The sequence below is a fragment of the Rhodanobacter soli genome (assembly GCF_039523495.1).
GTDB classification, from domain to species: domain Bacteria; phylum Pseudomonadota; class Gammaproteobacteria; order Xanthomonadales; family Rhodanobacteraceae; genus Rhodanobacter; species Rhodanobacter soli.
Map to the genome: position 1 here is coordinate 2,924,587 of NZ_BAAAFK010000001.1, position 22,476 is coordinate 2,947,062.

Below are 22,476 nucleotides of genomic sequence, written 5' to 3' on the forward strand. Positions count from 1 at the left end.
GGCACCGGCGTGGCCACCGCGTTGCCGCGGATCATCGCCGAGGAACTCGACGCCGACTGGAAAAACGTCCGCGTGGTACCGCTCGGCCTCGGCGTGGGCAACGACAATGGCAAGCCGCGCTGGACCTACGGCCGTCAGCTCGGCGGCAGCGGCGGCTCGATCCCCGCCGCGTGGAACGACCTGCGCCAGGTCGGCGCGGTGGCGCGCTGGCTGCTGCTGCAGGCAGCGGCCCGCCGGCTCGGCGTGCCGGCCAGCCGCCTGCGTTGCGACGCCGGCACGGTGATCGCGCCGGACGGCCGCCGCTTCGGCTACGGCAGCCTGGCCGCGGACGCCAGCAAGATCGCCCTGCCCGCCAACGTGCCGCCGCTGAAGAACGCGACCGACTACAAGCTGATCGGCCAGGGCGCGGGTGACGTCGACGCGCGCGCGCTCGTCACCGGCCAGGCGCGCTACGCGATCGACCACCACTACGGCGACGCCTTGGTCGCCGTGCTGGCGCACTGCCCGTGGCCGGACGGCACGCTGGCGCACGTCGACACCACCGACACACTCGCCGTCCAGGGCGTGCTGAAAGTAGTGCAGCTGAAACCCGAGGCCGGCCAGTCGCCGGGCAACACGGTGATCGCCCCGGCCGTGGCGGTGCTGGCCGAGAACACCTGGGCCGCGTTGCAGGGTCGCGACAAGCTCAAGCTCGAATGGAAGCCCGGCGCCAGCAGCAGCGAGAACAGCGCCGCGCTGGAGCAGCAGGCGCTCGCCCTGCTCGCCGGCAAGACCGACCCCACCAGCCGCGTGCGCAACGACGGCGACGTCGACGCCGCCGGCAGGAAAGCCGCGCGCCGGCTCGACGCCACCTACATCCAGCCGTGCCTGGCGCATGCCACCGCCGAACCGATGAACTGCCTGGTGCGGCTGGACAAGGATCGCGCCAGCCTGGTCGTGCCGACCCAGGCGCCGCAGAGGGCCTGGGCCGTGGTGCAGCGCCTGACCGGCCTCGCCGCCGACCAGATCGACATCCGCGTACCACGCGTCGGCGGCGGTTACGGCCGCCGGCTCGACCACGACTACGTCGCCGAGGCGGTGATGCTGGCCAAGGCCGTCAACAAGCCGGTGCGCCTGCTGTGGACGCGCGAGCAGGACTTCGGCCACGACTACTACCGCGCCGGCAGCGTGCACCAGATCAGCGCGGTCATCGACCGCAAGCGCCAGCTGCTGGCCTGGAACCAGCGCATGGCCAGCGCCTCCGCACTGACCCATCGCGGCTTGCCGGACGACCGCCTGTGGACGTCCGAACTGCAGGCCGACCAGTTGCCCGCCGCGCTGGTGCCGAACTACCGCAGCGACTGGTACGCGCTCGAGTCGGCGATCCCGCGCGGCCCCGCGCGCGGCATGCCGCACCTCAGCAACGCGTTCGCGGTGGAAAGCTTCATCGACGAGATCGCGCACACGATGCGCGAGGACCCGCTGAAAACGCGCCTGCGCATTCTCGGCGAACCGCGCTCGTTGCCGCTGAGCGGCGGCGGCACGCTGGACACCGCCCGCCTGGCCAACGTGCTCAAGCTGGTCGCCGACCGCATTGAATGGAAGAACTGGCTGCGCACCGTCAACGGCCTCGGCATCGCCTGTTGGCACGTCAACGGCGCCTACGTGGCGCACGCAATCGAGGTGGCGATGCAGGGCGAGCAGTTGGTCATCGAGCGCGTCGTCTGCGCCGTCGACGTCGGTCGCGTGATCAACCCGCTCGGGCTGGAAGGCCAGGTGGCCGGCGCCACGCTGGATGCGTTGTCCATCGCGCTGAACGCGGCGATCACCATCAAGGGCGGCCAGGTGCAGCAGCGCAACTACAAGGATTACCCGCTGGCCAGCATGGCGCAGCTGCCGAACGACGTCGAAGTCATCACCGTCGCCGACGACCGCGCGCCGGCCGGCGCCAGCTTTCTCGCCATGCCCACCGCCGCCCCCGCGCTGGCCAATGCGGTGTTCCGCGCCAGCGCCGTGCGCGTGCGCCGGCTGCCGCTGATGAAGGAGCTGCTGCGCATGCTGTGAGCGCCGGACTCAACCGGCCTTCATGCAGCCGCCCGGCTTGTACACGCGCTCCGCCGACGGCGGGTACTTGCCGAGCAGCTCCGCCGCACGCGGCGGGCGCGGGCTGAAACCGCCGCCGCAGTTCGGGCACCTCCCGTGCAGCACCGTCTCCACGCACGACGTGCAGAACGTGCACTCGAACGAACAGATCATCGCCCCGCCGGCATCCGCCGGCAGGTCGCGGTTGCAGCACTCGCAATTCGGGCGCATCTGCAGCATGGGGTTCTCCGATATGCCTGAAAATATTCAGTCCATACGCACGAACAACTCGCGCACGTCGAGCGTGTGCCGCCTCAGGCCGGGGAGTTCACCCAAGTGCACGGCAGTGGCCTTGAATTCGTCGCTGTAGCGAGTGGTGGTTCGCGGGCCTGGCTTGGGCATGGAACACTCCTGAAATGTTAGTTCAGGGTGTCCACTAAAGCGGAGGAACTATCCCGTCCGCCTTGAACGACCTGTTAGCGCGCCGGCGGATGCTCCAAAGAAGGGCGCGGAAGGGCAAATATCTTTGCCCAGTTTGTTTGTGGATTATTAATGAAGTCCCAGAATTCTTTTGGTAGCCAGCCAGACGTGTTGATGGCGTCGGCTTCAATAACGATAAATAGGTTGTCTCCAAAATGGCTATGAAGAACCGCCGCCAATTCCGAGCAAGTTAGTCGAGAGACCAAAATCACAGAGTAAGGGAGTGGAGACAGCCAATTCTCAATAGAGTTTGAGTTGTTTAGAACGCTATACACATAAGATTGTTCGAGTACGCTTGAAAAATTTAAGAGGAAGGCTTTCACTAGACTCCTCCTTTTGACAGTTGACGGTGCAAATTAACTGACTCCAGCGTCGGCATTGGATTGCTCGGATTTGAAATGGGATCTGTGAGGTTCAATTCACTGAGCGGCACCGGTGTCGAAAGCTCTTTTGCTGCAACCACCTGAATTTTTTTCATCTCATATCGATACTCTTCTGACTGAAGTCGATCAGGGTCTGATTTCGCAAAGTTCGAGAATTGCCGAAAGTATTCGATCACCATACCCATCGGCGCTAGAACCAATATCGCGGAGATCCAAGGAGTTCCGCTGAATAGGTAGGCGCAACCAAGAAAGATAGGCACCAGGAAAAGCATCGGGACCAAAGGCCCCATCGCCGTACCTCGACGTATCAATAGATCAGACGCGTGCTGCAAGCCCTGAGACCATGCACGCGATGTCTTTTCGTGAATCATGAGCTTCCCTGTAATTGAGCTAACGCTGGAGTTAAGCGGCTCGCGGTTTTTCGCGCGTCCGCTTGGACGACTGGTTAGGCCCGCTTACGAGTACTGGCCCCAGTCGCGCCCGACGACCCAATTTGGGTTCCAAGTGACAAAGCCTGATGGATCAAATGTTTCTGGCAAGACCTCGATGCTGATCACTTGCTCGGGCAACAAACTCAAGGTATGCCGCGCAGCGTCGCTGTCATAGTCCCAGGAATGGAAGCGATCGCTCTTGTCGTGCGCCCGCGTGCTGGGACCATAGTCCATTGGCGCACACAAACGGGTAAGGGCATGGCCGTCTTCTTTTGAATGGAACGTAAGGCGGATCTTATTCTTGGAATGAATAGCACCGACAAATTCCTCTTTCATGACGAACTCCTGTGGTGGTAGTTAAGTTCCTAACGCCAAGTAGATTTCAAAGTGCAGTCTAATCCCGCAGCCTATCCGGTGGCATGGCTTTCGACCGGAACTGTCCAACCACAGGAATCAACCACTTGTCCCCTTCGACGCAGCCTAATCCGGCAACCTAATTCCACCATGTTTGCGTGGATGGCTAACGTCGCCGTCAGTCTTTCACCGGAAGGAGCCCGAGGCAAGCGACACGATGGGAATTGCCGGAGTGCGGGATTGTGCGGGGGTACGCGCGTCACTGCACCCCTACGATTTTCCTAGCGCAAGGCGACTGGGGTTTCCCGGATTGGCTTCAGTGGAACTGGTCGCTCGCCGGTACCCACGAGCTGGATGACGACGCGGGTGCGGCCGGCTTGACCGGCAGCACGATGCCTTCGCAGCCGGGCGGTGGCGGGCTGCCGGCGACGCGGGCGGCGGCGCATTCGGCGCTGTTGTCGAACTTGACCATCGGTGCCGGGCTGGCGCTGCTGGCAGCCGGTGCCGGTGTTGCCACCGGGTTGGCAGGAGCGAGATGCAGGCGTTCGTAGACTTTCGCGTCGAGCGGCTTCGCCGGCGGATCGGGATTCTTGCAACCGAGCAATGACATCGGCAGCAGCGGCATCACCGCGCACTCCACGCGTACGCCGCGCGGCAGGTGGAAGGTGTGACTGACCGTGGTTTTCTCGACGGCGCGACGCAGCGCGGTGTCGATCGAACTTTCGCCTTCGGGCGCCCAGTCCTGTTCGAAGCGGGTCGGCTTGTAGCCGATGTTCGGCGTGCCATGGCTCATGATCTCGGTGTCGCCGCTCGGCTTCAGTTGCACGTAGCCGCCCAGCGCGCCCTGCTTTTCGCCCTGCTCCGCACCGGGCTGGTTGCCACCGGGCTGACCTTCGCCCGGCTGCTTGCCGCTGCGGCCGCGATCGCTGCCCTGCCGCGCCGCGGGCTGTGCAGCGGCAGTGCTGGTGCTGGCGCTTTCCGGCGCGGCGACCACGCCTTCGGGCTTGCCGGGCGTGGCCAGGTCGCTGCCTTGCGGCGTGGCGTCAGGGGCGCGGCTGACATCGCGCCCGCGGATGGTTTCCGTCGGGCTGGGCGCAGCCTGCTCGGTCGCAGCGACTGTCGCGGGCGACGACGACTCCGCCGGCGGACTTGTTGCTGGCGAGGCCGGCGTGGCCGCGGCGGCGATGGCCGACGGCGCGCTCAACTGCGGTCGCTCGATGGACGGCTGGACGGCTGTTTGCCGCGCCGCGTCGGCGACCTCGATCTTCGCACTCGGCGCCTGCGGTTCGATTCGTGCCGGTGCCGCCGGCGCCAGCGGCACCGCCTCGAGTTCCGCCTCGGCCACGGCGACCGCCGGTGCCTGCAGCTGTGGTTTCTCGATCGATACGGTCGGCGTCGGTACGCTCAATGGCGCCTGCACGTTCACGCTCGGCGACGCCTGCGCGGGCAGCGGGATGGGTTGCAGTTCGGGTACCGGCGGCGCGGCGGGAAGCTGCGCCCGGGCCGGCGTCACGCTGGCCGGCGCGCTGGACCTGGGCACCTCGGTGTTCAGCGCGATGCTCGACACGGTGATCGGCGGCGCGGCCTGCGGCGGTACTTCCGGCAGTGCCAGCGACGGCGGTGGCGGCATCGGGCGGTTGCCTTCCAGTTGCGGCCTGCGCAGCGACTCGGGCTGGAATTTCGGCGGCACCGGCGGTTGCATGGCCGGCGTCGGCAGCGTCACGGCCGGCGGCTCGCCGGCCAGCGGAACGGGCTGCAGTTCCGGCGTCGGCGCCGGTTGCGGCAGGCTCACCGGCGCCGGTGGGGCAGCGACCGGTTTCGGTGTCGGCGCATGCGGCTTCGCGGCCTTCGCGATCACCGGCGTCGCGGCGGCAGCCGGCTTCGGCGCGATCACGGCCGTGGTGTTCGCGCTGCGCTCGCTACTCGGTGCGGGCCGGCTGCTGCGGCCCTGGTGGCGCGGGCCAAGCTCCTTCGGCGGGGTACCGCGCACCGGCGGCGGTGGCGGCGGTTCGGGCGGCTCGATCAGGCGTACCTGCAGCAATTGCAGCTTCGATTCGGGCGGCGGTTTCAGTTCATAGGCCGGGCCGAGCACGAAGGCGAACAGACAGAACAAGTGCACCAGCAACGTGCCCACCGCCGCAACCACGTGCAGGCCGCGTTCGCGCGGGCGCGGACGGGTACGCTGGTGATAAACCCGGGCCCGGGTGGCCGCCGCCAGCGGCGAATTCAGCATCACCCGCGCAGGATTGGCGGGGCGGCCGGCGGCAGGTTGATCCGGGGGTGGCAAGGGCATGCGGCCAGTGTAATGGGCGCATCTGCTCTTAGTGTTGCCTGGCGGCTCCCGCGGCGCGCTCGCGCAGTTCGGCGTCGACCGCGCGATTCGGCGTGTCGACCGGGCAGCCCCAGGCCAGCGGTTTGCCGGCACGGTACATCGCGATGCACGCCTCCTCACTCGGTTTCAGTGGCGCATACGCGTCGCCGGCCAGTGGCTTGGTCGGCGCCATGCTGAGGCGCGCGTCGCCGCCCTTGGCCGAAGGCGGTGGCGGCGGTTCGCCGCCGCAGCCGCCGGCCAGCATGGCAAGCGAGACGCCGCAGTGGATGCGCACGCCGCCGGGCAGGCGGATGGTCTTCTTCACCGTGGTCTTGTCCACCAGCTTCTGCAGCGCGCTGTCAATCGCATTGCTGTTGCTGTCCCAGTCCTTCTCGAAGCGCGTGGCCTGATAGGTGACCGGGCTGCGGTGCTGCATGATCCGCGGGTCGCCCTGCGGCAGGCGCTGCACGTAGCCGGGCGCAGGCACGCTGGCGGCGGCTGCGGGCAGCAACGGCTGGCCGTGTTCGTCATACAGGCGGGGCGTGGCGACCGGTGCCGGCGTGGGCAACTGCAAGGTCATCGCGTCCTTCGCCGGCGGCTCGTGCGGCCGGGGCGGCGTGCGCGGTTTCGGCGGCACCGGCGTGGCCGGTGGCGGCGGCGCGGCCGCGGTGTTCGGTGCGCGCGTGATGAAACGCACCTGCAGCACGTCATCCAGCTGCATGTGCACCACGGTCCGGATCGTCGGCGGCCGCATCTGCTGCCAGATCACCAGCACGAACAGCACATGCAGCAGGACGGCCAGCGCCAGCGCCAACCAGTGCTGACGATGCTCGTGCCGTGGTTCATGCCAGCGCCGTTGTCGCAGCAGCGCCCGCGCTGCCCCATCCAGCGGACTCAGGCCGCGACCCGGCTGCTCCGCGGGTTCCGGGTCCGGCGACAGTGGGCGGTGCTGGGCAAGCTGCTGCGGAGGGACGATGACGGTGCCTCGTGGACAAGGTGACGGCGGACAGGATGACCGATGATGCTTGAACCCCCGCCCAGCGCCGATTGACATCCGGCCGGACGATGGCCGCTGCAGTCACGACGTTCTTCTGGGACCGCCGCGACGCGGCGCCGGTTCCCCGCACTGCAGCTTGACCGTACCGGTGGTTCGCTCAAGGCTAGGCGGACGGCGCCACGCGCCGTCTCTCCGCCATGACCGCCCTTGCCTGGTGCACGCCACGCCCTGCACCCGTGCAAGACGACCATGACGGCCCGCCATCGTCAGCCGCCACTGCGCGGCCTCGTGCGGCGCCGTTCATGCCACGAGGCCGCGCCCTGCATGGGAGGGTCGCATCGTGACGTATTCCACGGAAAGCATCCGCAACATCGCGCTCGCCGGGCACGCCGGCGTGGGCAAGACCACGTTGTTCGAAGCGCTGCTGCTGGCCGGCGGCGTGATCCAGGCGCCGGGTACGGTCGAGCGCGGCACGACGGTGTCGGACAGCGACGCGCAGGAAAAGGCGCGCGTGCATTCCATCGACAGCTGCATCGCGCACCTCGATCACGGCGACTGCCACCTCAACCTGATCGACACCGCCGGCTACGCCGACTTCCGCGGTGGCACCTTGGCCGCGCTGTCGGCGGTGGAAAGCGTGGCGATCGTGGTCAATGCGGTCAACGGCATCGAGCACGGCACCCGCCGCATGATGATGCACGCAAAGGCACGTGGCCTGGCGCGCGTGCTGGTGATCAACAAGATCGACTACGACGGCGCCAAACTGGCCGCCTTGGTGGACGCGTTGCGCGAGGAATTCGGCAACGAATGCCTGCCGGTGAACCTGCCCGCCAACCGTGGCAACCGGGTGCTGGATTGCTTCTTTCACACCGAGGGCGCCACTGATTTTTCCTCGCTGGCGGAGGCGCATCAGCGCATCCTGGACCAGGTGGTCGAGGTCGACGAAACCGTGATGGACCGCTACCTGGATGCCGGCGAGGGCGCGCTGACGCCGCAGCAGCTGCACGACGCATTCGAGCAGTGCCTGCGCGAAGGCCACCTGGTGCCGATCTGCTTCGTCAGCGCGCGCACCGGCGCGGGCGTGTCCGAACTGCTGGACGTCTCCGCGCGCCTGCTGCCGAATCCGGCCGAGGGCAACCCGCCGCCGTTTGCACGCGGCGACGGCACGCCGCTCACGATCAGCGCCGATCCCGCGGCCCACGTGATCGCCGACGTGTTCAAGATCGTCAACGATCCGTTCGTGGGCAAGCTCGGCGTGTTCCGCGTGTGGCAGGGCACGATCCGCCGCGACAGCCAGCTGCTGGTCGACGACGGCCGCAAGCCGTTCAAGGTCGGTCACCTGTTCCGCCTGCAGGGCAGGAGCCACGTGGAGATCGAGGCGGCGATTCCCGGCGACATCGCCGCCGTGGCGAAGGTGGAGGAAATCCATTTCGACGCGGTGCTGCACGATTCGCACGACGAGGACCTGATCACGCTGGCGCCGCTGGCGTTTCCCTCGCCGATGTTCGGCCTGGCGCTGGAGCCGCGGCACAAGGGCCAGGAGCAGAAACTCTCCAGCGCACTGGCGCGGCTGGCCGAGGAAGACCCGTGCTTTCGCGTCGAGCATCACAAGGAGCTCAACGAGACGGTGGTGCGCGGCTTGTCCGACCTGCACCTGAAGGTGATGCTGGAACGCATGCGCGAGCGCTACGGCGTCGAGGTGGACTCGCACCCGCCGCGGATCGCCTACCGCGAAACCATCGCCGGCCAGGCCGAAGGTCATCACAAGCACAAGAAGCAGACCGGCGGCGCCGGCCAGTTCGGCGAGGTGTTCCTGCGCATCGAGCCGCTCGAGCGCGGCGCCGGTTTCGAGTTCGTCGACGCGGTGAAGGGCGGCGTGATCCCCGGGCAGTTCCTGCCGGCGATCGAGAAAGGCGTGCGCCAGGCGATGGAACATGGCGCCGTCGCCGGCTATCCGCTGCAGGATCTGCGGGTGACCGTGTACGACGGCAAGTACCACCCGGTCGACTCGAAGGAAGTCGCCTTCATCAGCGCGGGCAAGAAGGCGTTCCTCGACGCCGTCGGCAAGGCGAAGCCGATCGTGCTGGAGCCGATCGTCAACGTCGAGGTGGCGATTCCCGAGAACAGCGTGGGCGACGTCACCGGCGGCCTCGCCGGCAAACGCGCGCGCATCCTGGGTACCGACACCCAGCGCGGCGGCGAGCTGGTGATCAAGGCACAGGCACCGCTGGCCGAACTGATCGACTACCCCACCGAACTGAAGTCGATGACCGGCGGCCGCGGCCGCTATAGCCTCGATCTCAGCCACTACGAAGCGGTGCCGCCGACCGTGCAGAAGCAGCTCAGCGAGGCGTGGAAGCCACACGTGGAAGAGGATTGAGGCGGTGTTCTTCGCACTGGCGCCGTGTGATGTTGCAGAAAACGCAGCGCCTTCTGAAGTCGTCATTCCGGCGAAGGCAGGAATCGCTCTTGTCCTTCGCAACAATAAACATGGACGGATGGCCAGGCGTAAAGCGAATCCGGCCTTAGCCGGAATGACGACAAGGGGGAATGACGGATGATGGTGATGAGCAGCGAAGTCGATCGGAGAACGTGAAGTTTGCTACAGCCGGCTGCTGCGTTTCACGGCGAGGTAGTGCTCGATCAGCGCGCCGGACAACTCGCTGCAGCTGACGTCGAGCGTGTTCACGCCTTCGCGGCGCAGCACCTCATGCGCGCGTTCGCGCTCGGCCAGGTAGTGCATCGCGGCGGCGCTGCGGATGCCGGTTTCGAGTTCATCGCCCGGTTCGACCGCGGCGCGGTCCAGCGCGAGTTCGCGCAGGCTGACCAGCATCACCAGGTGGCGTTTGGACAACATGGTCACGGCCATGCGCAGCTCCACGTCGTCCTCGTCGCGCACGTTGGTGATCAGCACCACCAGTGCGCGGCGCCGCTGGTGCGCCTGCAATGCGCTGGCGGCGGCGAGGTAGTCGGTGGCCAGCGGCATCGCCTGCAGGTCGTAGCCGGCGCCCAGCAGCATGTCCATGCCGCCGCTGCCCTGCTGCGGCGGCAACCAGCGTTGCTGCTGGCCGGTGCAGGCCAGCAGGCCGACCGCGTCACCCTGGCGCAGCGCGATGCTGGCCAAGGCCAGCGAGGCATTCAGCACGTGGTCGAAGTGCACCAGCTGATCGTCCTGCGCCAGCATGCGGCGACCGCAGTCGAGCATCAGCACTACCTGCTGGTTGCGCTCGTCGCGGTACTCGCGCGAGATCAGCCGGCTGCTGCGCGCGGTGGCCTTCCAGTCGATCTTGCGCAGGCTGTCGCCGACGCGGTAGTCGCGCAGTTCCTGGAACTCGGTGCCCTCGCCGCGGCGCCGCTGCAGCCGCGCGCCGACGCTGCGCGAGGCCAATTCCACGCTCAGCCCGGCCAGCTCGGCCAGCGCGGCGAAATTCGGATACACCCGCACCGTCGACGCCGCGCCGAGCACGCGGCGCGAAGACCAGCAGTGCCACGGCGAACGCAGTTGCACGTGGCAGCCGTCAAAGGTGAACTGGCCGCGCGCGTCGGGGGTGACCGCGTAGTCGAGCAGCACGTCGCTGCCCGACGGCAACGACACACGGCGCGGCATGCCGCGCACCGCCCAGCCGCCCGGATGCAGGTCGTGCAGGCGCAAGTTCTGCGCTTGCGCGGTGGCGCCGCGCAAGCGCAGGCCGACCCGCGCTTCCGGACCCAGCGGCATCACCGGCGTCACCTCGCGCTGCACGCTGGGCGATGGCATGCGCCGCAGACGCCAGCTGTCGACCAGCGCCAGCGCCGCGATCGCACCGCCGCACGCCAACCATGCCGTGACCGGCAGCCGGCCGAGACTGGCCAGCACGCCGAGCACGGTCCAGCCGAGCAGCAGCCACAGCAGCGCGGGCGCGGGTCGCATCATTGGCGCGGTGCCGGCACCTTGTGCAGCAGCGCCTTGAGTACGTCGTCGGGTCGCTGGCGTTCGAGCAGCGCCTCGGGCGCCAGCAGCAGGCGATGGCGCAAGGCCGGCAGCGCCACCGCGCGCACGTCGTCGGGGGTGACGAAATCGCGTCCGTCGATCGCCGCCTGCGCGCGCGCCAGCCGCGCCAGCGCCAACCCGCCGCGCGGGCCGGCGCCGCCGATCACGCCCGGCCATTCGCGCGTGGTGCGCACGATGCGCACGGCGTAGTCGGTCACCGCCGCGTCCATGCGGATCGCCGCGACGCCCTGCTGCAGGGCCACCAGCCCGGCCTGCTCCAACACCGGTTTCACCTGCGCCACGTCGAGGTCGGCGGCGACCTTGCCGTTGACCACGCTGGCGACCATGCGGCGCTCGTCCTCCAGCGTGGGATAGCCGATCGTCACCTTGATCAGGAAGCGGTCGAGCTGCGCCTCGGGCAGCGGATAGGTGCCTTCCTGCTCGATCGGGTTCTGCGTGGCCACCACCATGAACGGCGCCGGCAACGGGAAGCGGCGGCCCTCGATGGTCACCTGCCCTTCCTGCATCGATTCGAGCAGCGCGGCCTGGGTCTTCGCCGGCGCGCGGTTGATCTCGTCGGCCAGCAGCAGGTTGGCGAACACCGGGCCGCGACGGATCTGGAAGCGCTCGGTCTTCGGGTCGTAGATCGCGTGGCCGGTGACGTCGGCCGGCATCAGGTCGGGAGTGAACTGCACGCGACCGAAACTGCAGCCGACCGACGCGGCCAGCGCACGCACCAGCAGGGTCTTGCCCAGTCCGGGCACGCCTTCGATCAGCACATGGCCGGCCGCCAGCAAGGCCAGCAGCACCTGGTCGAACACCTCGGTCTGGCCGATGAAGGCGCGCGCTACCTGCGTGCGCAGGGCGCGTGCGTGCTCGCCGAGTTCGGCGATCGAAAGCGGTGCCGGCGGCGTGGCCGGAGCGGCGAGGGTCTCGGTGGTCATGGACGGCTCCTGAGTCGGGCCAGGGTGATGATGGAAGCGCGAAACGCCGGCGCGTTCGCGGGTGACTGGAAGGCCTGGGCGATCTGCGCGGCGTCCAGCTCGCTGCGCTCGGCCAGGCGCGCGTACAAGGCATCGCCGTTGAGCATCGCGCAGGCCGGGTCGCGTCGGCGCAGGCGCGCCAGTACCGTCTGGCAGGCCAGGTTGTGCAGGCTGCGGCCGCCGTCGCGGCGATACAGGAACTCGCCGGCGGCCTGCACGTGTTCGAGCAGCGCGCGTCGATGCAGCGCCGGCGCCGGCATCAGCGGACCCAGCCGCGCGCTGCGCATCGCCATCCACGCGGCCAGCAGCACGGCCAGCGCCAGCAACGCGGGCCAGCCCTTGATCGACAGCCACGTCAGGAAGGCGGGGCCGTCCAGTGCGTAGACCAGATAGATCATCCCGTGCCCGCGGTTCGGCGCCAGCAGGCGCCAGGCGAACTGCTGGGCCGCAGCCTGTTTCAGCTGGTTGCGCGAGAGCGTGTTGAAGCTGGTCAATACGCTGACCGTGCCCTTGCCCAGCCGGGTGCGCGCGAACAGATAGCCGTCCCGCGCGTCACCGATCGCCACATCCACTGCCGCGCCGGCCGGCTTGAGCCGGAAACGCTGGCCGCAGAGTGAAACACCATCCTTGTCGTCCGCGACCGCTGCTACGCGGAGCGCGCTGCAGGCATAGTCTGCCGGGCGCGGATCGAGCAGGCCCAGCGTCTCGAACAAAGGCGTGCGTGCGGCCGCGGCGGTGGCTCCCGGCGACAGCAACAGATGGCCACCGCCATGCACCCACGCGGCGATCCGCGCAGCATCGTCCACATCGACCCGGTCCGCCTCGTCGCCAAGCAGCAGGGTGTCGCCGGGCTTCAGCGGCATCTGCTGCGGGTCCAGGGTGGTCAGCGAGCGCGTCGGCAGGTTCAGCCGGTTCAACGTCCGCTCCAGCGCGAAGAAGCGGTTGTAGCGCGCTTCGCCATGCGCGGCCACCGGCTCGGTGATGTCCTTGCGCTCGAACGTGGCGAAAAAGCCGCCGACCAGCAGCAACGCGCCCAGCACCAGCAGGCTCACCAGGAGCGTCTTGCGATTCATGTCGACGCCCCCGTCTGCGCCGGCCAGCCGCTCAGCAGTTGCTCGATCGCGGCGTCGTCCGGATAGCGTCCCGCATACGCGGCGAACTGCCAGGTGCGCACGATCGCGACGACGCGTTGCGCACGCGCGGAGTCTTCGATCGCCGCGGCCTGGCGCAACCAGTCCGCCTCGGTCGCCTCCGCCGACAGCGGCAGTTGCAACAGCTGCGCGGTGTGCTCCACGCAGCCGCGATACAGCAGCGCCAGCGCCTCGCGCCGGCGTCGCGCCTGCCACAGTGCGCGGGTCGCACCGGCCAGGTCGGCCGGCAGCGGCGCCGGTGCCTCGGCGCTCACCTGCAGGCCGTGCGACAACGCCAGTGCCGGCGCGTCCGCTGCCGGCGCCAGCAGTCCGCGCCAGCGCCAGGCGAACCACGCCAGCGCTGCGCCGGCAGCGATCAGCAGCAGCCACAGCAGCCCCTTGAACACCGCCGCCAGCACGCGAGCCAGGAGCGGGAACGGCATCTCCTGCACGCGCGTGTCGGGCTTCGGCGTGTACTTGAACATCCAGCGCCGAACCTTGCGCTCGCCGCCGAAACGCGGGTCGCGATAGACCTCCGTGGCGGCTTCGGCGAAGCGCCGGTCCTCGCTGTCTGGCGCCTGCCCGAACACCTTGTCCAGGCTGGACACGACCGGTTTCGGTGTTTCCGCAGCCGCCGCATGGACGGACAGCGGCAACGCGCCGGCGCACAGCAGCAGCACGCCGAGCACCTTGCCCAGCCCCTGCAGCCGCGCACGCAGGCGGCGGAACGCCAGGTCGATGTCCCACGCTTCAAGTTGCGTGCGCCGGTTCAGATACAGTGCGAAGCCGCAGGCCACGTACAGCGGCTCGATGGCGCTCATCGCCAGATAGGCCACGGTCGCACCCAGCAGGATCCAGCGGGTCGATGCGTCGTGTACGTCGCGGCCGAAGAAATCGGACAGCGATTCCGGCCGCCATTCGTGCGGTATCAGCAGCAAGGCCAGCAACCAGACACTGAGGAACAACACCAGCTCGAACTGCAGGCAACCGTAGGTGAGCAGGCTGGTGTCCGCCACGATGCGCCGGCGCAGCACCTTCCAGCGTGCCGAGCGCTGTTTGCGCGGTGCACCTTCGAGCAGGTCCAGCGGCAGGCGCAGCGCGCGGTTGCTGTCGATGCGCAGCCAGCTCAGCCCGGCCAGCGTGCTGCGCCAGCTCCACTGGCGCTGGCCGCGCAGGGTTTCGCGCCAGGTCGGTGCGCGATCGAAGACCGCGCGCGACAGCACGTACAGCGGCAACCGATCGAACAGCGGCTTCAGCCACCACACCAGCACCAGGCCCAGCCACGGCAGCCCCAGCAGCACGCCCAGCGCATTGCACAGCACGAACACCGGCACGGTGAACGCGAACCAGGCGGACCACACCGCCGCCGCATTCGCGCGCAGCATCGCGGCGCCCAGGTCCAGCGCCTCGCGCGGCGCGCGCGGCCGCAACACCACGCTGATCCGTTCAAGCTCCATGCGTGCCCGCCCGGCCGCCACGCCACAACCAGCCCAGCACCAGCACCCACAGCAACGCGCCGCTACCGAACTTCAGCGCATCCGGCAAGGCGGCGATCGACGACCAGTACGCCTCGATGAAAGCCGCCACCAGCAGCATCGCGAACGCGCCCAGCGCCAGTTGCGCGCCGACCCAGCCGGCCGCGACCAGCGCCGGCCCGCGGCGTTGCCGGCCCGGCGCCAGCAGGGTCAGGCCGAGCTGCAGGCCGGCGCCGCCGGCGATCACCAGCGCGCTCAGTTCGAACGCCGAATGGCCCACCACGAAGCGCCAGAACGGCCCGCCGTAGCCGATCGCGGTGAGATGCCCGGCGACGCCGCCGATCAGCACGCCGTTGGCGCCGAGTACGTAGATCGCGCCGACGCCGAAGAACAGGCCCGAGGCAAACGTGCGGAACGCGATGCTCACGTTGTTCATCACGTAGTAGCCGAACATCTGCAGGTCGGTGCCGCTGCTGCGTCCGATGTACGCGTTCGCCGGGTCGTACATCTTCTCGAACTGTGCCAACTGGGTGCTGCTGAAGAGCGTGTGCGCCAGCTCCGGGCGCAACTGCAGCAGCATCAGGATGAACAGCGCCGGCAGGTAGAACAGCGCCGCCGCCACGGCCATGCAGCGCCACTGCGCACGCACCAGCCGCGGAAATCCGGCCACCAGGAAACCGGCCACGCGATGCCAGCGCGGCGCCGGTGGCCGATACAGCACGCGATGCCCCTGCTGCACGATGCGCTGCAGCCGTTCGGTGACTTCACGGCTGTAGCCGCGCCCGCGCGCCAGTGCCAGGTGGTGGCACAGGCGGCGGTACGACGGCGCGAAATCCAGCGTCTGTTCCTGCCGCAGGGTGCGTTTCGGCTGGCGGTCCAGCGCGCTCAGCCACGACTGCAGGCTGTCCCACTCGCGGCTGTGCAGGGCGACGAAGCGCTCCTGCTTCATGCCCGCCCCAGCAGCCAGTTGGCATGTGCGACCAGCCGCCGTATCGCGGCGGTGTCGCGCTGCCCGGTCAACGGCGTGAGCAGGTTGGCCAGTTCCTCCTGCCGCTGCACGGTGAGCTGGCCGGCGCGCTCGGCAAACTCCACCAGCGCCGCCTGCTCGTCAGCCGCCAGTACCAGCGGCAGCGGCACCGCAGCCAGCGTCGGCACCTGCTGGCCGGCCGGCAGGTCCTGCGCGTGGATCACCATGGTGCCCGCCACGATGTCGCCGAGCCGGCGCGCATGCGGATCGATCAGCGTGCTGGCCAGGCCCACGCCGTACACGCCCGGCAAGGCATCCACCACGCGCAGCAGGTTGCGCACCACCGACGGCAGCCAGGTCACCGGCGTGCCGTCCGCGTTGACCACGCGCAGGCCCAGCGCGCGCTTGCCCAGGGTCTGCCCGTCCAGCCACACCTCGCACACCACCGAGTACGCCCACAGCAGCGCGAACATCAGCAGCATGGCCAGCCCGCTGCCGCCCTTGCCGAACAGCGACAGCGGAATCATCGCGATGAAGAACACCACCAGGCGCAGGAACAGGTCGACCGTCCACGCCTGCGCGCGCGGCAGTGCGCCGGCCGCACGCAGGCGCAGCGAGACGCCTTCGGGCGTCTCGATCTCGCGCACGGTGTCGATCATCAGATGTCGACGACGATGGTGTCGGCGATCAGGTCGTGCAGGCAGCGGCGGTCCTTGCCGAAGATCAGCAGCGGGTCGACCAGCGAAACCAGCCAGCCCACGTACGGAATCGCGCCAAGCAGGCCCACCGGCAGCACCCGGATGAAGATGTAGCGCAACAGTCCGATGCGGCTGCCGTCGGTGCGCACGATGGCAATGTCCAGCGCCCGCTTGCCGATGGTCTGCCCGTGCCGGTGCAGCAGCACGCAGTTGATCACGAAGATCGCCACCAGCAGCGCGAAGCCCAGCAGCATCACGCCAATCATCGGCGCGGCTGGCTTGAGCCCCTTGTTGACGTCGCCCACCATGGTGGCGCCCCAGAAAACCGGGAGAGCCCAGATCAGGTTGGCCAGGCCATCCAGCAGCGCCGCGCCGAGGCGCTTGCCGCGGCCGGCCTTGCGGTTTTCCAGATCGTACGCATCCCACGCGGCCACATCGTCGACCACGGCCGCAGGCGCGGCATATGGATTGGTTTCCATCGCTTCCTTCCCCTTGTTGCTGTCCTGGTTGCCCTCCCCCATGTCGGGCAACGTTGGCGAGTATAGAAGCGAATTTTGACCGCTGGCTACCGCTTCGGCTTGAGCAGGGTGCCGCTGCATTTCGGCGACCCGCACAGGCACTTCCACAGCTTCTTCAGGCGCGCCGTGTGCGGCACGTCGAGCACGATGCCGTAGTCGTAGGTGAGCTCCTCGCCCGGCTTGATGTTGCGGATCGCCTCGATCACCACGCGGTCCCGGCGCGGGTCACCGCTGGCGCTTTCCTCGACCAGCGCGCGGCAGTTCGGCGCGCAGCTGTGGTTGATCCAGCGCGCGCTGTTGCCGCCCTGGTTGGCGTCGATGATGTAGTCGTCGTTCAGCGTGAACAGGAAGGTGTGCCCGGTCTCGCCGCCGTCGCCGTACAGATCATCGGCCTGCGCATGGGTCAGCAGCTTGCCCTTGTATTCGATGATTTCCTCGCCCTTGGCGATCAGGGCGGTGGCGAACACGCCGTTGCCGTGGATCGGCGAGCGGCGTGCAACAAAGCGTCGTGACATGCGGTGAAACCCTGCAGGTGAAAGTGGAAGCGGCGATGATGCCCGTTTGCGGGTGACCGCGAAACCTTCGCCGGGCGCGCCGCGCGATCACGTCGGTACGGTCGAACTCCATGATGGTTTCGCCCGCGCTGTCGGCAGCCCTTCGCCACGACTGGCGCCAACCCCCTCGATCGCGGTTAGAATCAGTATTCAAACGATCGTTTGGAGAGCCGCGATGCGTCTGCTGCGCTGGATCATCCCCGTCCTGCTGCTGGGCCTAGCCGCCTGTGGCCCGGCGAAGAAGAGCGTGTACCCGCCGACCCTGAGCATCCAGCAACTGGTGGTGCTGCCGAGCGGGCAGTGGCAGCTGACCGTGCGCATCCAGAACAACAGCTACGGCGGGATGGACTTCAAGTCGCTGGACGGCCAGCTGCAGCTCGCCGAGTTGGTGCCGGTGCGGCTGCACGCCAGCTTCGACCTCGACATTCCCGAGCTTGCCGGTGACGTGATCCAGCTCAACGTGCTGCCCACCGCAGCGATGACCCAGGCCCTGCAGGCGATCGCCGCCAAGGGCAGCGCCGGCGCACTGGCCTATCGCGTCAGCGGCAGCGCCAGCGCCAAGCCCGAGCAGGAAGCCAAGCCGCGCTCGTTCGATTTCAACGGCAACGACTGGATCTCGCCGGTGCCGGGCATCCCCAACACGTATCGCTAGACATCCCCGCTTTCCACCGAAGGAATCACCATGACCGCTTACAAGGCTCCCCTCGACGACCTGCGCTTCGCCCTGTTCGACGTGCTGAACGCCGAACCGACCCTCACCGCGCTGCAGGGTGGCGAAGCGCACAGCCGCGACCTGCTCGACGCGGTGCTGGAGGAAGCCGGCCGCCTCAGCGAGCAGTTGCTGGCGCCGACCAACGCGCCCGCCGACGCGGAAGGCTGCCACTACGACAAGGCCAGCCAGACGGTGACCACGCCGAAGGGTTTCAAGGAAGCGTTCAAGGCCTTCGCCGAAGGCGGCTGGACCGGCCTGACCAACCCCGAAACCTACGGCGGCCAGGCGCTGCCCGGCGTGCTCGGCACCGCCACCACCGAGATATTCCAGTCCGGCAACCTGGCCTGGAGCCTGTACCCGCTGCTGTCCGAAGGCGCCACCCACGCGCTGGAAATCCACGGCGAGGCATGGCAGCGCGAGCGCTTCATGAAGCCGATCATCGCAGGCCGCTGGACCGGCACCATGTGCCTGACCGAGCCGCAGGCCGGCTCTGACCTCGGCCTGCTGAAGACTCGCGCCGAGCCCGGCGAAGGCAACAGCTACAAGATCACCGGAACAAAGATCTTCATCAGCGCCGGCGAGCACGACCTCACCGAGAACATCGTGCATCTGGTGCTGGCGCGCCTGCCCGACGCGCCGGAAGGCAGCCGCGGCATCTCGATGTTCATCGTGCCGAAATTCAGGGTCAACGAAGACGGTTCGCTGGGCGAACGCAACACGGTCGCCGCCGGCGCGATCGAGCACAAGATGGGCATCCATGCCTGCTCCACCTGCGTGATGAACTTCGACGGCGCCGAGGGCTACCTGATCGGCAAGCCGCACAAGGGCCTGATGGCCATGTTCACCATGATGAATGCGGCGCGCCTGTCGGTTGGCGTGCAGGGCCTGGCGCTGGCCGAGCGCGCGCTGCAGAACAGCCTCAACTACGCGCGCGAGCGGCTGCAGTCGCGCGCGCTGTCCGGCCCGAAATTCCCGAACAAGCCGGCCGACAACCTGCTGGTGCAGCCGGACGTGCGCCGCATGCTGCTGACCCAGCGCGCGTTCGTCGAGGGTTCGCGCGCGCTGGTGCTGTACACCGCGCTGCAGACCGACATCGAGCATCGCGCGACGGACGCAGCCGCCCGGCAGAAGGCCGGCGAGCTGGTCGCGTTCCTGATCCCGATCGCCAAGGGCATGACCACCGAACTGGCGCAGGAGTGCACCAAGGAAGCGCTGCAGATCTACGGCGGCCACGGCTACATCGCCGAGAACGGCATGGAGCAGTTCGTGCGCGATGCCCGCATCATCACCTTGTACGAAGGCACCACCGGGATCCAGGCCGCCGACCTGCTGGGCCGCAAGATTCTCCAGCTGCAGGGTGTGGGTGCGAAACATTTCCTGCAGGAGATCAGCGCGTTCTGCCAGCAGCACAGTGCAGATGCCGCCTTGCGCCACCTGATCGGGCCGCTGGCCATCGCCACGAAGGAATGGAGCGATCTCACCGTGAGCCTGGCCCAGCGCGCGCAGGCCAACCCGGAGGAACTCGGCGCCGCCGCCACCGACTACCTCTACTACTCCGGCTACGTCACCCTCGCCTATCTGTGGGCGCGCAGCGTGGCCGCGGCCGAAGCCGGCAATCAATCGGCTGCGTTCAAGCAGGCCAAGCGCGACACCGCGGCGTTCTACTTCGCCCGCATCCTGCCGCGCACCCTGATGCACAAGGCGGCGATTGAAGCCGGCGTGGACACCCTGCCGGCGATCATCTAAGCCATCGCCGAACCATCCGGCAAACCATAGCCCGGGCCAGCCCCGGGCTTTTCATGGGTCGACGGGCAGCCGAATGTGTCCAATCGGGTCAGCTTTTGCTCTGCAACGACAGGCGCCTCACGGGCTGCCATGGGCGCTGCTCTGCGTGTGCAGGTATTGCCTGATCCACTCCTCGTGGGTTTCGGCAACCTGCAGCAGCTCCCGCGCCAGGGCGGCCTGGGCAGCGGCAACGCCCAGCGGAACCGGTGCCGCCGGCACGGCCCTGGCCACGCGCAGCGCCGGCGCCGGCGCCGCGGCCGGTTCGCTCTCGATCAGGTAGCTGATGTCGTAGGCAAGGTCACTCATGCCCTGAACCAAGCAACAGGCTTGCCAACATGGGCCGGCACCCACCGGAACCGCCGTTGCGGTTACCCTGCACTGCGTTGTCCACCCGGGGAGCCACCATGACGTCGAGTCGATTCGTTGCCGGCCTGAGGCCTGCGCTGTTCGCCCTGCTGCTCGCGACGGGCGGCCTGCTGCAAGCCACCGGTGCACCGCAGGCGAAGTACCCGAATTACCCCAGCGAGACGCCGGCGAAGTTCGTGCCGGTCACCGACAGCTTCGACTACGTGTCACGCGACGTGATGATCCCGATGCGCGACGGCGTGAAGCTGCACACCATCATCCTGATCCCCAAAAGCATCCAGCACGCCGGCGCCCGCCACGCCGGCATCCTGCTCACCCGCACGCCGTACGACGCCAAGGCGCTGACCACGCACACCATGAGCGGTCGCCTCGGCCCGATGCTTCAGGGCTACGACAACGCCGCCGACATCATCGTCGAGGACGGCTACATCCGCGTGGTGCAGGACGTGCGCGGCAAGTACGGCTCCGAAGGCGACTACGTGATGAACCGGCCGCTGCACGGCCCGTTGAATCCCACCCCGGTGGACGACGCCACTGACACCTGGGACACCATCGACTGGCTGGTGAAGAACACCCCCGAGTCGAACGGCAAGGTCGGCATCCTGGGCATTTCTTACGACGGCTTCGAACCGCTGATGGCGCTGTTCAACCCGCATCCGGCGCTGAAGGTTTCCGTGCCGATGAACCCGATGGTGGACGGCTGGATGGGCGACGACTGGTTCCACCACGGTGCGTTCCGCCAGCAGAACCTGGCCTACATGTACGAGCAGACCGCCAGCCGCGACAACAGCATCAAGTGGTGGACCAGCTACCACGACGAGTACGACTTATTTCTGCACCACGGCTCCGCCGGCGCGCTTGCCGACGCCTACGGCATGCGCCAGCTCGGCTTCTGGAACAAGCTGCTGGCGCACCCGGCCTACGACAGTTTCTGGAGCGACCAGGCCGTCGACAAGCTGCTCGCCGCGCAGCCGCTGAAGGTGCCGGTGATGCTGGTGCACAGCCTGTGGGACCAGGAAGACATCTACGGCGCGCTGGCCGTGTATCGCGCGATCAAGCCGAAGGACGGCAGCGGCAGCATGGTCAAGCTGGTGATGGGCCCGTGGCACCACGGCCAGGAGATCGACGAAGGCAGCTCGCTCGGCGCGATCCGCTTCGGCAGCGACACTGCGAAGTATTTCCGCGAAAAAATCCTGCGCCCGTATCTCGCCCAGTACCTGAAGGACGGCGCACCGAAGGCCGACCTCGCGCCGGTCACCGCGTACCAGACCGGCAGCAACCAGTGGCAGCGGCTGCCGCGCTGGCCACTCGCCTGCGAGAACGGCTGCGCCACGAAAAGCCGGGCGCTGTATCTGCAGGCCAATCACCGACTCGGCTTCGACGCGCCGGCCGGTGACGCCGCCTACGACGAATACGTGTCCGATCCCGCGCGACCGGTGCCGTTCCGTGCGCGCCCGATCCAGCCGATCGGCTATGGCGACGGCCAGAGCTGGTCGCAATGGCTGGTCGACGACCAGCGCGAAGCCTCCGGCCGCACCGACGTGATCACCTACGTGAGCGACGTGCTCACCGCGCCGCTCACCATCAGCGGCGCGCCCGAAGTGAACCTGGTCGCCTCCACCAGCGGCACCGACAGCGACTGGGTGGTCAAGCTGATCGACGTCTACCCCGACCAGGTCGCCGAACAACCCGAGATGGGCGGCTACCAGCTCGCCGTGGCGATGGACATCTTCCGCGGCCGCTACCGCGAAGGCTTCATCGAAGCCAAGCCGATCGCCGCCAACCGGCCGCTGCCCTACCGCTTCGCCCTGCCCGCGGCCAACCACGTGTTCCTGCCCGGCCACCGCATCATGGTGCAGGTGCAATCCAGCTGGTTCCCGCTGTACGACCGCAACCCGCAGACCTTCGTGCCGAACATCTTCCTGGCCAAGCCAGCGGATTACATGAAGGCCACGCAGCGCGTGTACCACGCACCGACGCAGGCGAGCTTTGTTGCGTTGCCGGTGGTGGGGGACTGAGAGCGCGGCATTGACGGGAAGCCTCATGCGGAGAAGTTCTGATTCATGGTGGGATCCCCTGAAGGTAACCGCCTCCAATGACGGGCGCCGCCGCACAATGCAGCGACGCGACTTGATACCGCGCGCCGCTGATCATGCACCGTCAGGGAACTACGCAGCGCGGTGCGTCTGCGCCGAAGCGATCGCGCGCAGCGCAGCCGCACCGCGACATCGCCTCGGCGCGACCATCTCAACTGCGCGCGCACTCCTGGGTGCGGTTGCGCTGACGCAGCGCCCCCGTCCG

At 68.0% G+C, this 22,476-nt stretch carries 21 protein-coding genes; 5 read left to right on the forward strand and 16 right to left on the reverse strand.

Annotation, left to right across the window (positions count from 1 at the left end; genetic code table 11):
• On the forward strand, positions 1 to 2,043 hold a 2,043-nt coding region (locus ABD024_RS13335; RefSeq protein WP_343853468.1), incomplete at its 5' end, for a xanthine dehydrogenase family protein molybdopterin-binding subunit.
• 9 nt (positions 2,044 to 2,052) lie between these two features.
• Here ABD024_RS13335 and ABD024_RS13340 read toward each other — a convergent pair.
• The 7 genes from ABD024_RS13340 to ABD024_RS13370 all read right to left on the reverse strand — a co-directional run bounded on the left by ABD024_RS13340 (position 2,053) and on the right by ABD024_RS13370 (position 6,834).
• On the reverse strand, positions 2,053 to 2,301 hold the full coding sequence (locus ABD024_RS13340; protein WP_343853470.1) for a DUF1272 domain-containing protein: 249 nt from the start codon (positions 2,299 to 2,301) through the stop codon (positions 2,053 to 2,055).
• A 27-nt stretch (positions 2,302 to 2,328) separates the two neighbouring features.
• Complete coding sequence (locus tag ABD024_RS13345) at positions 2,329 to 2,463, reverse strand: hypothetical protein (protein ID WP_343853472.1); 135 nt, start codon at positions 2,461 to 2,463, stop codon at positions 2,329 to 2,331.
• A gap of 74 nt (positions 2,464 to 2,537) precedes the next feature.
• Positions 2,538 to 2,864 (reverse strand): hypothetical protein, encoded by a 327-nt coding sequence (locus ABD024_RS13350; protein ID WP_343853474.1) that lies wholly within the window; start codon positions 2,862 to 2,864, stop codon positions 2,538 to 2,540.
• Positions 2,864 to 3,295: a hypothetical protein gene (locus ABD024_RS13355; protein WP_343853476.1), complete on the reverse strand. Its 432-nt coding sequence runs from the start codon at positions 3,293 to 3,295 to the stop codon at positions 2,864 to 2,866. The genes ABD024_RS13350 and ABD024_RS13355 overlap by 1 nt, the downstream gene beginning before the upstream one ends.
• Positions 3,296 to 3,379: 84 nt before the next feature.
• Positions 3,380 to 3,691: a hypothetical protein gene (locus ABD024_RS13360; RefSeq protein ID WP_343853478.1), complete on the reverse strand. Its 312-nt coding sequence runs from the start codon at positions 3,689 to 3,691 to the stop codon at positions 3,380 to 3,382.
• 334 nt (positions 3,692 to 4,025) lie between these two features.
• The gene (locus ABD024_RS13365; protein WP_343853480.1) at positions 4,026 to 6,002 is read right to left on the reverse strand and encodes a hypothetical protein; all 1,977 of its coding nucleotides are present in this window, start codon (positions 6,000 to 6,002) and stop codon (positions 4,026 to 4,028) included.
• Positions 6,003 to 6,030: 28 nt separating this feature from the next.
• A complete protein-coding gene (locus ABD024_RS13370; protein WP_343853482.1) occupies positions 6,031 to 6,834 on the reverse strand; it encodes a hypothetical protein in 804 nt (267 codons plus the stop codon).
• A 523-nt stretch (positions 6,835 to 7,357) separates the two neighbouring features.
• Between ABD024_RS13370 and fusA the strand changes: the two genes are divergently transcribed.
• Positions 7,358 to 9,397, forward strand: a complete 2,040-nt coding sequence (gene fusA, locus ABD024_RS13375; RefSeq protein ID WP_343853484.1) for an elongation factor G — start codon at positions 7,358 to 7,360, stop codon at positions 9,395 to 9,397.
• Positions 9,398 to 9,619: 222 nt separating this feature from the next.
• Here the strand turns inward: fusA and ABD024_RS13380 are convergent, their stop codons facing one another.
• From ABD024_RS13380 to ABD024_RS13415, 8 genes are read right to left on the reverse strand one after another with little or no spacing between them, the layout of a single operon-like run.
• Positions 9,620 to 10,927, reverse strand: coding sequence for a DUF58 domain-containing protein (locus ABD024_RS13380; RefSeq protein WP_343854702.1), 1,308 nt, complete (start codon positions 10,925 to 10,927; stop codon positions 9,620 to 9,622).
• A complete protein-coding gene (locus tag ABD024_RS13385) occupies positions 10,927 to 11,931 on the reverse strand; it encodes an AAA family ATPase (RefSeq protein WP_343853486.1) in 1,005 nt (334 codons plus the stop codon). The genes ABD024_RS13380 and ABD024_RS13385 overlap by 1 nt, the downstream gene beginning before the upstream one ends.
• Positions 11,928 to 13,043 carry a hypothetical protein gene (locus ABD024_RS13390; RefSeq protein WP_343853488.1) on the reverse strand — a complete coding sequence of 372 codons (1,116 nt, stop codon included), beginning with the start codon at positions 13,041 to 13,043 and terminating at the stop codon, positions 11,928 to 11,930. The genes ABD024_RS13385 and ABD024_RS13390 overlap by 4 nt, the downstream gene beginning before the upstream one ends.
• Positions 13,040 to 14,557, reverse strand: a complete 1,518-nt coding sequence (locus ABD024_RS13395; RefSeq protein ID WP_343853491.1) for a DUF4129 domain-containing protein — start codon at positions 14,555 to 14,557, stop codon at positions 13,040 to 13,042. Before ABD024_RS13395 ends, ABD024_RS13390 begins: the two co-directional genes overlap by 4 nt.
• Positions 14,547 to 15,524, reverse strand: a complete 978-nt coding sequence (locus ABD024_RS13400; RefSeq protein ID WP_343853493.1) for a stage II sporulation protein M — start codon at positions 15,522 to 15,524, stop codon at positions 14,547 to 14,549. The genes ABD024_RS13395 and ABD024_RS13400 overlap by 11 nt, the downstream gene beginning before the upstream one ends.
• On the reverse strand, positions 15,521 to 16,201 hold the full coding sequence (locus ABD024_RS13405; protein ID WP_343853495.1) for an RDD family protein: 681 nt from the start codon (positions 16,199 to 16,201) through the stop codon (positions 15,521 to 15,523). Before ABD024_RS13405 ends, ABD024_RS13400 begins: the two co-directional genes overlap by 4 nt.
• The gene (locus tag ABD024_RS13410; RefSeq protein ID WP_343853497.1) at positions 16,201 to 16,761 is read right to left on the reverse strand and encodes an RDD family protein; all 561 of its coding nucleotides are present in this window, start codon (positions 16,759 to 16,761) and stop codon (positions 16,201 to 16,203) included. Before ABD024_RS13410 ends, ABD024_RS13405 begins: the two co-directional genes overlap by 1 nt.
• A gap of 44 nt (positions 16,762 to 16,805) precedes the next feature.
• On the reverse strand, positions 16,806 to 17,273 hold the full coding sequence (locus tag ABD024_RS13415; RefSeq protein ID WP_343853499.1) for an SET domain-containing protein: 468 nt from the start codon (positions 17,271 to 17,273) through the stop codon (positions 16,806 to 16,808).
• Between the two features lie 214 nt (positions 17,274 to 17,487).
• Here ABD024_RS13415 and ABD024_RS13420 point away from each other — a divergent pair, with 214 nt between their 5' ends.
• Positions 17,488 to 17,964, forward strand: coding sequence for a hypothetical protein (locus ABD024_RS13420; protein ID WP_343853501.1), 477 nt, complete (start codon positions 17,488 to 17,490; stop codon positions 17,962 to 17,964).
• Positions 17,965 to 17,994: 30 nt separating this feature from the next.
• Positions 17,995 to 19,770 (forward strand): acyl-CoA dehydrogenase C-terminal domain-containing protein, encoded by a 1,776-nt coding sequence (locus tag ABD024_RS13425; RefSeq protein ID WP_343853503.1) that lies wholly within the window; start codon positions 17,995 to 17,997, stop codon positions 19,768 to 19,770.
• A gap of 117 nt (positions 19,771 to 19,887) precedes the next feature.
• Here the strand turns inward: ABD024_RS13425 and ABD024_RS13430 are convergent, their stop codons facing one another.
• Positions 19,888 to 20,115: a hypothetical protein gene (locus ABD024_RS13430; RefSeq protein WP_343853505.1), complete on the reverse strand. Its 228-nt coding sequence runs from the start codon at positions 20,113 to 20,115 to the stop codon at positions 19,888 to 19,890.
• Between the two features lie 98 nt (positions 20,116 to 20,213).
• Between ABD024_RS13430 and ABD024_RS13435 the strand changes: the two genes are divergently transcribed.
• The gene (locus ABD024_RS13435) at positions 20,214 to 22,193 is read left to right on the forward strand and encodes a CocE/NonD family hydrolase (RefSeq protein WP_343853507.1); all 1,980 of its coding nucleotides are present in this window, start codon (positions 20,214 to 20,216) and stop codon (positions 22,191 to 22,193) included.
• The last annotated feature ends 283 nt before the right edge of the window (positions 22,194 to 22,476 follow it).